Below are 15,031 nucleotides of genomic sequence, written 5' to 3' on the forward strand. Positions count from 1 at the left end.
GGGCGATACCACAAAGTACTTCTTGGCGACCCGCCTGCCTACCCATCGTTTCGCCAACCGACCTGCGGCGCGTCGCGAACTCAATAACAGACGAGGGAGGGTCGCAGAACGGCCTGAAGGCCGGAGAACTGCGTGGAGGTTGCCCCTCTCCCTCCGGGAGAGGGGGGCGGTCAGCAGAGTCCCGCGCGATGCTTGCTCGGCCGGCACTTGAACCCGTTGATTTCCCAGAGTCCACGCTGCTCCTGCTCCGCCAGCGCCTCGGCCGCGCGGAACCAGTCGGCGTAGCTCGTGTTGGGATAGTACTCCAGCGACACGGCCCATCCCTGGCGGACCATGAGGAAGTTCACGGAGACACCCCCACGCCAGAGGTACCCCAGGAGGCGGCCGTATTGGTCCCGCGCCTCCTTGTCGCCGCTGACCTGGATGGTGTCGCGCAGCGAAACAAGCGCGAGGAGTCCATCGGTGGCCATGGCCCCGAAGGGAGACTGGTCCCGTTCCGGGGTGTCGATGCCGATCAGCCGGACGGGCCCCCTGCCCTTGCACTCGATGGTGTCGCCGTCGCGAACCTTGGTGACGATGCAGGCGGTCAAGCCGGTCCCAGGCAACGGCGGGCCGGAATCGGGAAGCGGGCTTGGCGGTGGACCGACGGCGAGCGAGGCCGAGCTCTCCAGGGCGGGGTTGCAGGCGCGGCCGCCGTTGGCACGGTAGCCGCTGTCGATGGCCACGGACTCCGGGAGATACTCCCCTCGCTTCGTGGTGCCGTAGTGCTCGGTGCCAGGGCAGTGGTACACCCCGGAGCCGAGGTTGACCCAGACCGGTTTGGGGGACGCCGCCGTGGACGGCTGCTGGGCGCAGGCGGCGGTGGCGACAAGCGCCGCAGCGAGCAGGAGCGCGATGAATCGCATGTGGCCTGGCATGCCCGAAGAATAGCGAGGCCCACCAGCGACGGGCGACCACCGCTAGATTGCAGGCACGACCCCGTCGGCGCACGGCTTGCGCCCCCGGACCAGGAGAGCCCGACACCCGTCGGGCTTAGGCGTTGCCCAAACGGCCCCCTGGCTGGGACACCACATCACCAATGGGAGGCAGTATGCCGGATCGCAGCGCAATTCTCGTCATCGACATGGCCAACGATTTCGTGTTCCCCACCGGGGTCATTGCGGACGCCGGCGGGGCGGAATATCAGCAGCGCGCACAAGCCATCATCCCCCACCTCTCCCGGCTGCTCGCATCGGCGCGCGAGGCAGGCGTCCTGGTCGTCTACACCACCGACGCCCATCAGCCGGGCGACAGCGAACTGAGGAAGTGGCCCCCGCACGCCATGAAGGGCACTCGGCAGGCAGAGATCGTCCCAGGGCTCGAGCCCCAGCCCGCCGACCTGGTGCTGGAGAAGCAGACCTACAGCCCCTTCCTCAGCACTGACCTGGAGGCACTGCTCCGCAGCCGTGGCATCACCCGGCTCTACGTCACCGGGCTCCACACCGACTGCTGCGCGCGGCACACCAGCGGCGACGCGTTCCAGAAGGGCTTCGATCTGGTGTGGGTGACGGACGCCCTGCAGGCGTTCACCGAGGAGGCGCATCAGGCCGGTCTCGAGTACTTCAAGGCGTGGTACGCCACTGATCCGGCGCGGCAGTTCCGCACCACGGAGCAACTGGTCGAGGAGTGGGGCAAGGTGGCGGCGCCGGCCGTTACATAAGCCCCCTCGCCAACTCGAGTCTGAGCCGTACCTTCACGGAGTACTCATGGGATCTTTGCCCTCATGCGGCGAAGATTCGGCCACCCCGCCAGATGGAGGAGTGATGCTCCGCGAAGTCCGGCTCAGACAAGAATATGCGGATGAATTTCCCGACGTTGTTCCAGGACGCTGGTACACCGCCGCGATGCTGGCGGGGCTGGTCAAAGGCCATCGACTGGTCGAGGAAGGGTTGGACATCGAACTGCCGGATCGTCTGCTGGATCCGGAACGGTTCGAGTTCCGCGGCGGCGGACCACGCCATGGTGGCTGGCTCGGCACACGCACCCGGCGGGTAGACCGGCTGAAGGAGCGGAACAGGCAAACGGCGTAGGTCCTCCCCCTCTCCACCAAGCATCCCGCACCCCTTCCCCTCTCCTTCCGGGAGAGGGGACTTCCGCGCGTTCATGTTGCGTTCGAGCAGGAAATCTTTAGCGTCAGGAGATCAGGGAGGGCGCATGAAGGCAATCGTGCAGGACAGGTACGGCTCGCCTGACGTCCTGGCTTACGGCGAAGTGGAGAAGCCGGAGGCGGGCGCGGGGGACGTGCTCGTGCGCGTGCACGCGGCGGGTGTGGATCGTGGCGTCTGGCACCTCATGGCGGGACTGCCGTACCTGGTACGAATCATGGGGTATGGCTTCCGCAGACCGGCCAAACGTGTACCGGGAATGGATGTCGCAGGCACCGTAGAGGCCGTGGGCTCCGGGGTGACTCGCTTTCGGCCGGGGGACCGCGTCTTCGGGGAAATCTCCGGGGCTTACGCCGAGTACGCGAGTGCACCAGCGACCAGCCTGGAAGCGATGCCGTCGAACCTCGGCTTCGAGCAGGCCGCCGCGCTCGCCATCTCAGGGCGCACCGCCCTCCGGGCTGTCCGGGAAATGGGCGAAGTGACCGCCGGGCAGCGGGTCCTGGTCATCGGGGCGTCGGGAGGGGTGGGCAGCTACGCGGTGCAGATCGCGAAGGCGTACGGGGCGGAGGTCACCGGCGTGTGCAGCACCTCCAAGGTGGACCTGGTCCGCTCGATCGGGGCCGACCACGTGATCGACTACACCCGTGAAGACTTCACGGATGGCAACCACGAGTACGACGTCATCCTGGACATGGGCGGGAATCGCCCGCTCCGCCGTCTGCGGCGCGCCCTGACCGAGCGAGGGACGCTGGTGATCGTCGGCGGGGAGGCGGGGGGACGCTGGCTGGGCGGGATCGGCCGAGGAGTCTGGGCGTCGCTGCTGTCGGGATTCGTCAGCCAGAACCTCCGGATGCAGGTTCCGGGGGAGCAAACCGACGACCTCCCAGTGCTCAAGGAACTGGTCGAGACCGGGAAGGTGACCCCCACCATTGACCGGACGTTTCCGCTGGAGGAGGCGGCCGACGCCATCCGGTACCTGGTGTCGGGCAAGGCTCGGGGAAAGATCGTGCTGACGCTGGGTGGGGCGGCGGCGCCAACGCGCCGACCGCCCGCACCAAGCACTTCGTCAGGGAGGACTACTTGACCAGCTCGATGTTGCCGGGCTGCCAGGTCTGGTTGAACCAGGGATTCAGCGGCCCGTAGAGCCGGAGGATCATGAACCACCCCTTGCCCGGGATGGTCTGCACCCAGTTGTTCTCCATGCCAGCGGGGGCCTTGGGCCCGAAGTAGACGTCGACCGAGCCGTCCTTGTTGACGACCACGCCCTGTTTCTGGCTGCTGACGCTGGGGAACCGCTGGTCGGTCTGCACCATGGACCGGGTCTGGTTGTCATAGACGATGACCGACCAGAAGTCCTTGACCGGGATGTTCGGCGGCAGGTGCAGCTTGTAGGTGTTGGCGCCTTCGAGCGGCTGGCCGTTCGCGTCCTGGGCGGACCAGGGGTACTGCGACCCCTTGCCGACCATCTTCTCCGCCATGGCCGGGGTCACCCCTGTGGCGAAGTAGTAGAAGAAGATCGCCCCGTCGAGATTCGACACACCCGGCGCGAGCTCGAACTTATACCCGCCGAAGAAGGGCTTCCGCCACGGCCGGCCGGGGTAGATGAACCCGTCGGGATCCCGCATCCGGAAGGCGACGGCTCGCGCGGTCACGCTGCCGATCCGCGCCGCATCGGCCAGAATCTTGCTCATGCGCGCGTCGGGGTTGAACGGCTTCCCCTTCTCGATGCCGATCGACGCGAAGAGGCCCAGCGTGGTGGGGTCGCTGCCCTCGCTCGGCTCTTCCTGGATCGCCTCGTTCAAGAGGGACCAGAAGGTCGAGTCGCTCGGCGGGACGAAGTTCGACGGGATGCCGGAGGCGTTGACCAGCTTCATGGCCGGCGGATTGGCGGCGTCGGACAACTGGTAGATCTTGAGGTACTTCTTCACCGCCTCGACGCCCGGCTTGGTGGACCCGTCCACCAGGAACGAACGGAAGGGCATCCAGTTGCCGTAGGTACTCGGACGGACCACGAAGTAGCCGTCGGGCACCGCGCCGGTGTAGCCTGGCGGCAGGATCAAGTACTTCCCGCCCTTGCCCCCATCGGGCCCGGTGATGCCCACGTCGGCCACCCACTTGTACCAGAAATCATCGATCAGGCCAAGCACCATCGGCGGGACCTCCACCACCAGCGGCCCCTTGTGGGTATCCAGCCAGATGAAGCTGTAGATGGTGTTGTCGTTCGCAGTCAGTTCGACCGTCTTGGAGTCGACGAGGTCTTCCCAGATCACGTCGGTCTGGTTGACGGGGCCGAACTCCCGGAGCGTGGCCCGCATCCCCACCTGGTTGACGATCGGGATGCCGAGCAGGTACGCCTGAAGCGCCCGCGACGCGTCGAGGTTGTCGTAGACCTTCTGCGTCGTGGCGTCGTCGGGATAGCCGTAGTTCAGGTGCAGCGTCCCGATCGAGGTCTCCACCTTGTCCGGCACCATCACGCCGGGCGCGATGGGAGTGGTCATCTTGTATTGCTGCGCCTGCGCGCTGGCCACCCACAGGAGTGCCGGCAGCGCCGCCAGCAGGTGCCTCGCGAATCGTCCTCGCATGAAACCCTCCAGGTATTTGAGCTCACCGCTTGATGAACGGCGGCGGTCGGTGCGCCACCCAATCCACAGGAAACGTAGTACTGGCCGCGTGGCCTGCAGTCGTAAGCGATCCCGAAGATCTCTTCACTCGGAGCTTCAGGATCCTGGGGGATCCCCAGGCGAACGGGGCCTCGAGGGCCCGGTGGACGGCGTCTGGCGCGACGCCGGGGCCGGGGCCATCTTCCGTGGCAGCACCGCTTCCGCCGTCCCCTGGACGACCGACCCGGGATCCTCATGCTCGCTGCAATAGACAGGTACCTCTCGAAGCGCCCCCCCTACCTGCTCGGGGTGTACGCCCTGGTCCTCCTCGCCCTGGTCGGGACCATCGACCTCGCGATCGGGTACGAGCTCTCCCTGTCGATCTTCTACGCCATTCCCGTCGGCCTGAGCGCCTGGTACCTGGGCAGGCGATTCGGGCTGCTCCTCTCCGTGCTCTCGGCGCTGATCCTCTTCGTCGTGGACGCCAGAGGGGGCCACGTCTACCTGAGTACCACCAGCCCGCTCTGGAACACCGCCGGTCACCTCGGGTTCTTCTTCATCATCACCGTGCTGCTCGACGACCTGCACCGCGCGCTGGCCGCCCTGGCGTCGCAGGCCCAGCGCGACGGGCTGACGGGCCTCCTGAACGACCGCACCTTCCGGGAACGCTGTCACCCGGCCTTTTCGCTCGCCGCCCGGCACCACCGGACAATCGCGCTCGGCTACATCGATCTCGACGGCTTCAAGGGGATCAACGACGAGTCTGGGCACGCGGTGGGCGACCAGGTGCTGCGGGAGGTGTCAGCTGCGATCGCCAAGCGACTCCGCGGCACCGACTTCGCCGGGCGGCTCGGGGGCGATGAGTTCGGGGTGCTGCTGGTGGAAACCACGCTCGAGGGCGCCCAGACCTTTTTTGGACGGCTTCACGACGCGATGAACGCACTGGCCGCCAGGCACAGCTGGCCGCTCGGCATCAGTATCGGCGTCGGGGTATTTCACCCTCCCCCGACCACGCCCGACGACGCCATCCGGTCGGCCGACCAGCTGATGTACAAGGTCAAGGCCCGGCAAGAACCGGGTGCTGGTGCAGGACTCGCCGGGGGCCATCCGGGCACGCATTGAGTCGGCTATGCGCCAGCCGGTGCCATCTTCCCTCCACCATGACAGAGCCAAGACCTGCATTGCCCTGGCCTCGCCGGCCGCTACACCATCGAAATGTCGACAGCTCGGCGAAGGCGGCATGGCTGTGGTCTTTCAGGCCCACGACCTCCGGCACGGCTGCGAGGTAGCCGTGAAGGTGCTCCGGCTCGAGATCGCCTCCGAAATCGGCGGCGACTCAGTTCGAGCAAGATCCGGATGGCCGCCCGGCTGACCCACCCGCACATCCTGCCCGTTCGATTCCGGCGAGGCGAACGGCCTCTACTTCTACGTTACCATGCCGATGATGGCGGGACAGTCGCTGCGCGACCGCATGCCCAGCGGCACGATGCTCCCGCTCGACGAGGCCCTTCGCATCACCCGCGAGGTCGCCTCGGGCCCTGACCATGCGCACCGCCAGGGGATCATCCACCGCGACGTGAAGCCGGAGAACATCCTGATGCATGAGGGGTCGGCCCTGGTGGCCGACTTCGGCATCGGCAAGGCGCTCAGCGGAAACGACGGTTCCAATTGAATTCAGACCGGCATCGCGGTCGGCACACCGGCCTACATGAGCCCCGAGCAGGCCTCCGCCGACGCCTCGGTGGACGGGCGGAGCGACCCCACCCTCGGCTGCGTCCTGCGCCGATGCCCACCGGGGAGCAGCTACATACACCGGCCCCAACGCGCAGGCCATCATCTCCGGGCACCGCACCAGCCGCACGCGCGAGCGCCATGACGCGCTTGAGCCGGTGCGGACCAGGGCCATCGTGCGCGCGCTGGCGCGGACCCCGGTGGACCGCTACGCGACGACCGGCGAGTTCGCTGAGGCGCTCCTCCAGGCCGAGCAGCAGGAACGCACGCCGACCAGCAACACGCCGGTCGGCGTCGCGCCCGCCGAGCAGTCCATCGTGGTGCTCCCGCTCGCCAACATGAGCGCCGACCCCGAGAACGAGTACTTCAGCGACGGCATGACCGAGGAGATCATCAACGCGCTGGCCAAGATCCCGGGTTGCAGGTATGTCGCGCACCTCGTCGTTCGCGTTCAAGGGGAAATCGATCGAGATCGGGAGGTGGGCTGCCGGCTCGGCGTCTCCTCCGTGCTGGAGGGGAGCGTCCGCAAGATCGGCAACCGGATCCGATCTCGGCGCAGCTGGTAACGACCAATAACTACCAGCTCTGTCGGAAACGTACGACCGCCAGATCGAGGACGTCTTTCGCCATCCAGGACGAGATCAGCCGCGCCATCGCGGAGGCGCTCAAGATCAAGCTGATGGGCGGGGCGCAGACGGAGCCGCTGGTCAAGCCCTCCACCGAGAACCTCGAGGCGTACACCCTTTCACCCAAGGGACGATTCTTCGTCAACCGGCTGGCCGAGCACGACCTCCACAAGGCGCAGTCGCTCTTCGAGCAGTATGCGTAGTCGATGCCGACCCCGGCCACGCCCGCCTATTCGGGCATCGCCGGACTGCTGGTGCAACTTGCGTGGATCGACTTCGTGGCGCCGGAGGCCTACCCTAAGGGCAAGTCGGCTGCCACGCGCGCGCTGTCCAGCTGGAGCCGACGCTGGGCGAGGCGCACACCTCGATCGGCAAGGTGTCGCTGGTACGAGTGGGACTTCGAAGTGCGCGTCGCGCGCCCTGGTAAAGGCGGTGGAGTACAACCCGAACTATGCCGAGGCGCACTTCGTGTACGGCAGCACCCGCCGGCGGTCGGGCGGCTGGTGGAGGCGATCGACGAGATGCGGAGGGCGCTGGTGCTCGATCCCCTCTCGGCGCACTTCTCCCGCTGGCTGGGGCGATTTCGCCTATGCCGAGCGCTACGAGGCCACGGTGGAGCAGAGCCACAAGACGCTGGAGATCGAGCCGAGCTACTTCCAGGCGTATCTCGACATCGAAGGTCGAGCTCGCGCGCGGCAACCTGGCCGCCTCGCTGGCGGCCTTCCGGAAGGGGCAGTCGCTCGGCACCGCGGTGCGCTCCTACGACGCGCGATGATCGTCCGCCGCTGGTGGCCCTGGGGGAGCGGGAGAGGCCGTCGCTATCATGGAGCGCCTCGAGGCCCAGGCCAAGACCGAATACCTCCGCGCCGAGGTGCTGGCCATGGGGCACGCCGCCTCGGCGACCTGACCACGCGGCGTTCGCGTCGCTCCAGAGCGCCTTCGACGCCCGCATTCCGCCGGGCTCATCTACTCCACCTCGACCCGGGTATGGGCCGCTGCGGAAGGATCCGCGCTACGCCGAACTGGTGCGGAGGATCGGCTTACGCTAGCAGCGCTGTCCGACCGCTACCGCATCGAGCGCGAACTGCGGCGAGCGCGAGGGAGCCGCGGTTCAAGGCGTTGATGAAGCGGTTGAATTTCGTGGACTGATCCGTCTCCTGGCAACCGCGACCACCGACCCCCTACAGATTCAGCACAATCCGAACACGCCCTCTCCCCTTCAGCAAGACCAATAACAGGCATCGAGAAATTGCTGGCCGGTGTCCCCACCCGAGGCGAGGAGGGCCACGGTCGGCGGTGCGTACACCGTGAGTTCTTGACCGCGCGGCATGTCGTAAAATGGGCAACAGCATCCGAGTGGTCGACGAATACGTTTCGCAGCGACTGGAAGGTGATGCCAAACCCGAACGAACCGGGGAGCCAGGACTCGGCATGCCCGGCCAGCCTCGTCACGATGGGGAACAGAATCTCGACTGCCCCCGCGCGAGCCTCTCCATCACAGACGCCTGGTCCCTGTCGTGTAGATGGGGACGAGCGAATCACCTCTGACCCAGAGCCGCAGGTAGGTTTGGCCGTCGACCCATTCCATCCGCTGCGCGCCCCGGGCTGCCAGCATGGAGTCGACCACGCTGAGAATGGTGTCCTGTACCTGCTGAGGAATGGAGTCCCGGGCGGCACCGAAGACGGCCACCGCCACCGCCGCGTACGAGTCCTTGACCAAGACGCCAGAGTCGGCCGGGGAGGTAGAGGCGGGGAAGGACGAAGGCGGTGTCGGCGAGGGGGAATGACGACGTGATAGTTGTCACGTACGTGGCGAAAGTTGCGGTGCAAGTCCACGCGAAGGACGCCCTTCCGGCGGTCGACAGTGAGTCCGCCTACCTTGCGCGGGCTGATCATAAAGCCATTCGGAGTTCCGGTTGATGGTGATGACCGAGTCCGAGACGTCGACCAACGCTTCGAAGGACCGGAATCCGTGGCCTTTCGCGAACGATGTGATGTGGGGAATGCGGACAGCGACGTCCCGTTCCTTCTGGAGCGCGCGGAGACCATCCTGAGCGGCGGCCGGAACGGCGACCTTGAGGAGCAGACAGATGACCAGGGCGGCGCGCATGGTTCCTCCGCACGATACGCGCACATCCGAGGACTCTTCGGCAGGCCCCTGGCCGGAGCCTGCCTGCGGATAGCGAATGTATGCAGGCACCCGGGGCGCAGGCGCGGGGTCGGACCCCCAAGTCCGCATCGTCTGGGTGAGGTGGCCGCCTGCCGCTTAGCCTCGGTTGATCTCAGGCTCGGCGATCATGTCCGCGCCGTCGACTACTTCGGTACAGGCCTACGCCGGCGACTCCCAGCAGCCGGTCCGGCTCAAGCAGGACCCGATCTGGGATCCACCGCGGGAGGAGCCGAGGTTCAGGGCGTTGATGAAGCGGTTGAATTTTGAGCGCTAAGACCCCGGCACGACGATGCGAAGGGATTCAGTAGGCTGAACCGTCGCCGCACAGCAAGGGGCCCCATCTCTGGGGCCCCGGCCTTACCAACTATCACCCACCTAGCCTCACCTCACCCACATTCACTAAACCGCACACATGACACTTCATGCACCCCTCGGCGTATTCCAGCTGGGAGGAGCAGTCCGGGCAGGCCCCCGACATCATCGGCGCCGGGCGGCTCAGCTCGTACTGCGTGGCCCCCTGGGTCACCTGGACGGTCGGGGCCACCTCGGCCTCGTCGGTCGGGATCAGCTCCTGCTGGACCCCCGCCTTGTCCTGCATCCACTTCTCGATGGCAATGCCCACCGCGTCCGGCACCGAGAGGACCTTGTTGTTGCCGAGGCCGATGGTGCGGTCGCTGCTGATGCCGCGGAGCTGACGGTGAATCTCCTTCATCGGGATCCCTGAGCGCAGCGCCAGCGACACCAGGCGTCCCATGGCCTCGACGTCGGCCATGAGGGCCCCACCGGCCTTGCCAAGACTCATGAACACCTCGAAGGCCTGGTGCTTGTCGTCTTCCGTGATCGTCACGTAGAGGGTGCCCAGGGGCGTCTCCACGCGGCGCGTGGTGCCCTTCAAGGCCTCCGGACGGCTCCGCTTCTGGCGCCGCTGCAGGTTCTCGGCCTCCAGGTCGTGCACCATCCGCCGCAGCCGCTCGTTCTCGGCACGGATCTCGGCCATTTCGCCCATCAGGTCAGCGACGCCCTCGACGGCCTCACCCTCGGCCAACGGGGCCAAGTCGGCCCGCGCGACCGACTTGCCACTCGAGACAGCCTGTTCCTGCACCTTCTTGGCCGTCGAACCTGTGGAGAGAACCTGCATATCCCGACTGCCGTCACGATAGACGGTGACACCCTTGCAGTTCAGGTGGTACGCCAGCCGGTAGATCTCCTCCACGTACGCCTCGGTGGCGTCGAAGGCAAAGTTGCAGGTCTTGCTGATGGCGCTGTCGTTCGACTCCTGGAAGCCGGCCTGCATCCGGATGTGCCACTCCGGCTTGATGTGGTTGGCGGTGACGAACACCCGCTGCCACTTCTCCGGCACTTCCTCGAAGTTGATGTTGCCCGCCTCGGCAATCCGGGTCATCAAGCCCTCGGAGTACCACCCCTCCTTCTTGGCGATAGCCACGAACTCTTCATTCACGTCGGGCATCAGCACGCCGGCCTGGTTCCGCATGAAGGCCACCGCAAAGAGCGGCTCGATGCCGGAGCTGCAGCCGGCAATGATGCTGATGGTGCCGGTCGGCGCCACGGTGGTCACGTTGCAGTTGCGGAGCTTCCGCATCGGCCGGATCCGGTTGCCCTGGGCATCGCGGGCGCAGGTCTTGTCCGGCCCCCAGATGCTCTTGTCCCACTCAGGGAACGGCCCGCGAATGGTGGCCAGCCGCTCCGACTCCACCTTGGCCTCGTTGTCCACGAAGGCCTGGACCCGGGCGCCGAGGGCGACCGCCTCGTCGGAGTCGTAGGGGATGCCGAGCTTGATGAGGACGTCGGCCCAGCCCATGACGCCGAGCCCGATGCGGCGGATCCGCTGCGCCAAGTCGGTGATTTCGGGCAGGGGATAGTTGTTGGCGTCGATCACGTTCTCCAGGAAGTGCGTGGAGAGGTGGACCGTGCGCCGGAGCTTGTCCCAGTCGAGGCTGCCGTTCTCGACGAACATGCCGAGGTTGATCGAGCCGAGGTTGCAGACGTCGTACGGGAGCAGGGGCTGCTCGCCGCAGGGGTTGGTGGCCTCGTAGGCGCCGAGATGCGGCACCGGATTGTAGTGGTTGGCCTTGTCGATGAAGAACACCCCCGGCTCGCCGGTCTTCCAGGCGCCGTGGATGATCTTTTCCCAGACTTCACGCGCACGCAGCTGGCCCACCACGGCCTTGCTGCGGGGGTGGATCAGGTCGTACTCGCGATCTTCCTCGACCGCCTGCATGAAGGCGTCGGTGATGCCGACCGAGATATTGAAGTTGGTGATCTTGGTCGTGTCGCTCTTGCACTCGATGAAATCGAGGATATCGGGGTGGTCGACCCGGAGGATGCCCATGTTGGCGCCGCGGCGGGTGCCACCCTGCTTGACCACCTCGGTGGAGGCGTCATAGAGGGACATGAAAGAGACGGGACCGGACGCCACGCCCATGGTGGAGCGGACCACGTCGTTCTTGGGCCGGAGCCGGCTGAAATCGAACCCGGTGCCGCCACCCGACTGGTGCACCAGCGCCATGGCGCGGAGGGTGTCGTAGATCCCGTCCTTGCCGTTGGAAAGGACGTCCGCCACCGGCAACACGAAGCAGGCCGAGAGCTGGCCCAGGGGCCGCCCGGCGTTCATGAGCGTGGGGCTGTTGGGCATGAACTCGCGGTGCGCCATGGAGCCGTAGAAGGCCGTGGCCAGCTCCTCGATGGCGCCGCTGGAGGCGCCGTACTTCTTGTCGGCACCGGCAATGGTCCTCGCCACACGCCAGAAGAGGTCCTCGCTCGACTCCACCGGCTTGCCGGCGTCGTCCTTGACCAGGTAGCGCTTTTCGAGGACCGTGATGGCGTTCGGGGACAGATCGAGCGCCCCCCGCGACGAGGACTGAGTCATGCCTACCTCTTCCCTTGCTAGATGAAGGGAGTCTGTGGTGAGATCGGAATGTCGCTAGTTGGTAACCGGACAGTACCGAAGAGTGGACAGCAAGTTAGGCAAAACGATGATGCGATGCAATGCGCGAAATTATGCCGCAGTGGTGGGAAAAATCGTTGTCAACATCACAAACCTGCTCTCGTGTGAAAACACCAAAAAAGAGCGAGGGAAACTCGGAAGACGACTGGAAAAAGAAAAAAGACGAAGGAGGGTCTGAGGAAAGCCGGAGGGTCGGAGAAAACGACAGAAGTGGGCGGTATTCCCCCGTTTCCGGTTGTTTTCCGACCCTCCCTCGTATTCTGGTCAAACCACCGGGTACTTGCCGGACCGATGGTCCCTCGCCTGCGCCACGTAGTGCTCCCAGGTGCCGGTAATCCGCTCCCGCAATTCCGGTGTAACTGGTCGGACTATTCGGCCCGGCACCCCCATCACCAGGCTGTGTGGCGGCACATGCATCCCCTCCGGCACCACCGCCCCCGCCGCCACCACGCTCCCCGTCCCAATGTGCACCCCATTGAGCAGGATGCTCCCCATCCCGATCAGGCACTCGTCTTCCACCGTGCAGCCGTGCAGGATGGCCCGGTGCCCGACCCCGCACCGCTCGCCGATGATGCACGGAAACCCGGCATCCACGTGGACAATGGTACCGTCCTGGATGTTGGTCCGGGCCCCGATCGTGATCGGCGCCATGTCGCCCCGCATGACCGTGGTGTACCAGACGCTCGATTCCGGTCCCAGGGTCACGTCACCGATGACCACCGCGGTCGGGGCCACCCAGGCTGTCTCGTGAATATTTGGCACTATGTCCCTCGGCTCATTGATGAATTGCTTCGAGTCGGACCTGCGTCCACGCCACCACCGCCACCCCGTCCTTGGTGGCCGGCCGCCAGCGCATCGTCGCGGCGTACTCAATGGCCATGCTGTTGAATGCATCGCTCTCGGAAGGGCGCAGCGTCGCCATTTCGGCCGTCGTCCCGTCAGCGTTCACCTTGACCAGGAGGACAACCGAGCCTGGCAACGGGGTCGTCGCCGCCGGCACCCGGACCCGCGGCGGGGCCACCGGCAGTGGGCGGACATCCCAGCAGAGCTGGTCCTTATTGTAACCCGGTCCCGGCCGGTCGCAGGTGGCGACGGAGGTGTCCACCGGACCGAGGGTCTGTGTCCCCCCGCGCTCCGTGCGGAGCGGCTCCCCGACCGGCGTCAGCAGCGGCGTGAAGGTCAACTCGAGCGCGGACCGGATGTTCACGGTATCGACGTAGAAGACGTGCTGCGGCGCCGAAATGGCGACGATGTGCTGCCCTGGCTCGAGTCGTATCGGCGTGGAATCAGGCGCGACATCGTCCACCAGCACCGTCGAGCCCCGAGGCAGGCCGACGATTCGGAGGAAACCTGGCGGGCCGGATGGCAGGGCGGCAGCGGGGCTGGGCGGCAGGGGGGCAGCCGCGGAATCCGAGCTCGTATTGCCCAGGCGGACCGAGTCCGGAAGCGCGCCGTGGGGAAGTGTGGGGTCCAGAACGGGGGCGGTGGCAGCAGCGGGCCCACCACCTCCCGGCCCCGCTGCCCCGCTGCCCTCGCCAGACGCCGAAGGCGTCTCCGGCGCCTCCGGCGCCAGCGGTCCATGCCCCAGCTTCCCCGCCCCGAAGACGCCGCCCGCGGCCACCACCAGCAGCACGACCAGCCAGACCAGGAGGCTGCCGCTCTTCTTCTGGCCCAGTTCCCGGCTCGCCGCCGAGCGCCGCATCGCCGGCCGCGACGGCCCAGAGGTCCGGGCCGGAGGCGAGGTACGCAGCGCATCCACTGTTTCCTTCGGGATCGGGGTGGTCGGCATGGCCGCCAGCCGCTCCCGCGTGGTGGCCCCCGAAATCCGCCTCGGCGCCGAGGGCCGCCCCTCGATTTCCTCCACCAGGTCGAGCCCGGTCTGGAACCGGTCGGCCGGGTCCTTGGCCAGCATCTTCCTGATGACCGTGTACAGCCGCCGCTCGTCGGCGGTATTGAGCACCGGCTCCGGGATCGGCTCCATGATGTGCTTGTACCCGATGGAGAACGAGTCCTCGCCGTTGTACGGCACCTCACCCAGCAAGGCCTGGTACGCCACGACCCCCAGCGAGTAGATGTCGCTCCGGCCGTCGGTGTCCTGCGCCCGCGCCTGCTCCGGACTCATGTAGTGCGGCGTCCCGATCGACATCCCGGTGCTCGTGAGCCGCTGCCCGCTCGCCGCCTTGGCGATCCCGAAGTCGGTGATCACGCAGGCGCCGTGCTCGTCGAACATGATGTTGTCGGGCTTGATGTCGCGGTGAACGATCCCCTTCTCCGCGGCGTAGTTGAGCGCCTTGCCCGACTCCACCAGGATCCGGCGGATTTCGCTCGGCGGCAGCCGCCCCCCACCCTCCACGAGGGTGGCCAGTGAGCCGCCACGCACCAGCTTCATGACGAAGAAGATGACCTGCCCGGTGCGGCCGACCCGGTAAATCGGGATGATGTTAGGATGTTCGAGCTGCGCGGCGGTCCGGGCCTCGCGCTGAAACCGCTCCACGAACTCGCTGTCGAAGGCGAGCGAGAACGGCAGGACCTTCACGGCCACTTCCCGGTCCAGGGCAATGTCCCGGGCCCGGTAGACGATGGCCATCCCGCCCCGGCCCAATTCTTCGAGGATCTCGTACTCGGTGGCCAGCGTGTCGCGGATCAGGCTCGTCTGGGAGACGTCCCCCATGGTGACGCCCCGCGCGTCAGCCACGCCCCCGACCCGTGACCCACAGATGGGACAAGCGGTCCAGGCGTCCTCCAGCTTGTGACCGCAGTGCGAACAGTGCATGGGGCAAAGCTACGGGCTCCCG

Annotated in this window: 14 protein-coding genes and 1 pseudogene; 8 read left to right on the forward strand and 7 right to left on the reverse strand. The window is 66.5% G+C overall.

Annotation, left to right across the window (positions count from 1 at the left end; translation table 11 throughout):
- Positions 1-170: 170 nt before the first annotated feature.
- Positions 171-917: a thermonuclease family protein gene (locus R2910_03405; protein MEZ4412015.1), complete on the reverse strand. Its 747-nt coding sequence runs from the start codon at positions 915-917 to the stop codon at positions 171-173.
- Between the two features lie 173 nt (positions 918-1,090).
- On the opposite strand from R2910_03405, the gene R2910_03410 reads away from it, so the two are divergent.
- From R2910_03410 to R2910_03420, 3 genes are all read left to right on the forward strand, one after another.
- Entirely contained in the window at positions 1,091-1,699 is a 609-nt protein-coding gene (locus R2910_03410; protein MEZ4412016.1) for an isochorismatase family cysteine hydrolase, read from the forward strand.
- A gap of 103 nt (positions 1,700-1,802) precedes the next feature.
- The gene (locus R2910_03415) at positions 1,803-2,069 is read left to right on the forward strand and encodes a hypothetical protein (protein ID MEZ4412017.1); all 267 of its coding nucleotides are present in this window, start codon (positions 1,803-1,805) and stop codon (positions 2,067-2,069) included.
- A gap of 124 nt (positions 2,070-2,193) precedes the next feature.
- The gene (locus R2910_03420) at positions 2,194-3,228 is read left to right on the forward strand and encodes an NAD(P)-dependent alcohol dehydrogenase (protein MEZ4412018.1); all 1,035 of its coding nucleotides are present in this window, start codon (positions 2,194-2,196) and stop codon (positions 3,226-3,228) included.
- Here R2910_03420 and R2910_03425 read toward each other — a convergent pair.
- Positions 3,221-4,726, reverse strand: coding sequence for a DUF1254 domain-containing protein (locus R2910_03425; GenBank protein ID MEZ4412019.1), 1,506 nt, complete (start codon positions 4,724-4,726; stop codon positions 3,221-3,223). The genes R2910_03420 and R2910_03425 overlap by 8 nt on opposite strands.
- A gap of 273 nt (positions 4,727-4,999) precedes the next feature.
- Here R2910_03425 and R2910_03430 point away from each other — a divergent pair, with 273 nt between their 5' ends.
- The 4 genes and pseudogenes from R2910_03430 (at position 5,000) to R2910_03445 (ending at position 7,304) form a co-directional block, all read left to right on the forward strand.
- Positions 5,000-5,866 (forward strand): diguanylate cyclase, encoded by an 867-nt coding sequence (locus tag R2910_03430; protein MEZ4412020.1) that lies wholly within the window; start codon positions 5,000-5,002, stop codon positions 5,864-5,866.
- Between the two features lie 310 nt (positions 5,867-6,176).
- Positions 6,177-6,416, forward strand: a pseudogene (locus R2910_03435) (protein kinase).
- 217 nt (positions 6,417-6,633) lie between these two features.
- Positions 6,634-7,041 carry a hypothetical protein gene (locus R2910_03440; GenBank protein ID MEZ4412021.1) on the forward strand — a complete coding sequence of 136 codons (408 nt, stop codon included), beginning with the start codon at positions 6,634-6,636 and terminating at the stop codon, positions 7,039-7,041.
- A 113-nt stretch (positions 7,042-7,154) separates the two neighbouring features.
- Complete coding sequence (locus tag R2910_03445) at positions 7,155-7,304, forward strand: hypothetical protein (GenBank protein ID MEZ4412022.1); 150 nt, start codon at positions 7,155-7,157, stop codon at positions 7,302-7,304.
- Positions 7,305-8,596: 1,292 nt separating this feature from the next.
- Here the strand turns inward: R2910_03445 and R2910_03450 are convergent.
- Entirely contained in the window at positions 8,597-8,821 is a 225-nt protein-coding gene (locus R2910_03450; GenBank protein ID MEZ4412023.1) for a hypothetical protein, read from the reverse strand.
- Positions 8,822-8,902: 81 nt separating this feature from the next.
- On the reverse strand, positions 8,903-9,211 hold the full coding sequence (locus R2910_03455) for a hypothetical protein (GenBank protein ID MEZ4412024.1): 309 nt from the start codon (positions 9,209-9,211) through the stop codon (positions 8,903-8,905).
- Between the two features lie 187 nt (positions 9,212-9,398).
- Between R2910_03455 and R2910_03460 the strand changes: the two genes are divergently transcribed.
- A complete protein-coding gene (locus R2910_03460; GenBank protein ID MEZ4412025.1) occupies positions 9,399-9,545 on the forward strand; it encodes a hypothetical protein in 147 nt (48 codons plus the stop codon).
- Between the two features lie 93 nt (positions 9,546-9,638).
- Here R2910_03460 and R2910_03465 read toward each other — a convergent pair whose 3' ends face one another.
- From R2910_03465 to R2910_03475, 3 genes are all read right to left on the reverse strand, one after another.
- Positions 9,639-12,158 carry a vitamin B12-dependent ribonucleotide reductase gene (locus tag R2910_03465; GenBank protein ID MEZ4412026.1) on the reverse strand — a complete coding sequence of 840 codons (2,520 nt, stop codon included), beginning with the start codon at positions 12,156-12,158 and terminating at the stop codon, positions 9,639-9,641.
- Positions 12,159-12,500: 342 nt separating this feature from the next.
- Positions 12,501-12,971, reverse strand: coding sequence for a gamma carbonic anhydrase family protein (locus tag R2910_03470; GenBank protein ID MEZ4412027.1), 471 nt, complete (start codon positions 12,969-12,971; stop codon positions 12,501-12,503).
- Positions 12,972-13,011: 40 nt separating this feature from the next.
- Positions 13,012-14,931, reverse strand: a complete 1,920-nt coding sequence (locus R2910_03475) for a protein kinase (protein ID MEZ4412028.1) — start codon at positions 14,929-14,931, stop codon at positions 13,012-13,014.
- Positions 14,932-15,031: the final 100 nt, after the last annotated feature.

The sequence above is a fragment of the Gemmatimonadales bacterium genome, from assembly GCA_041390145.1.
GTDB lineage: Bacteria > Gemmatimonadota > Gemmatimonadetes > Gemmatimonadales > GWC2-71-9 > SPDF01.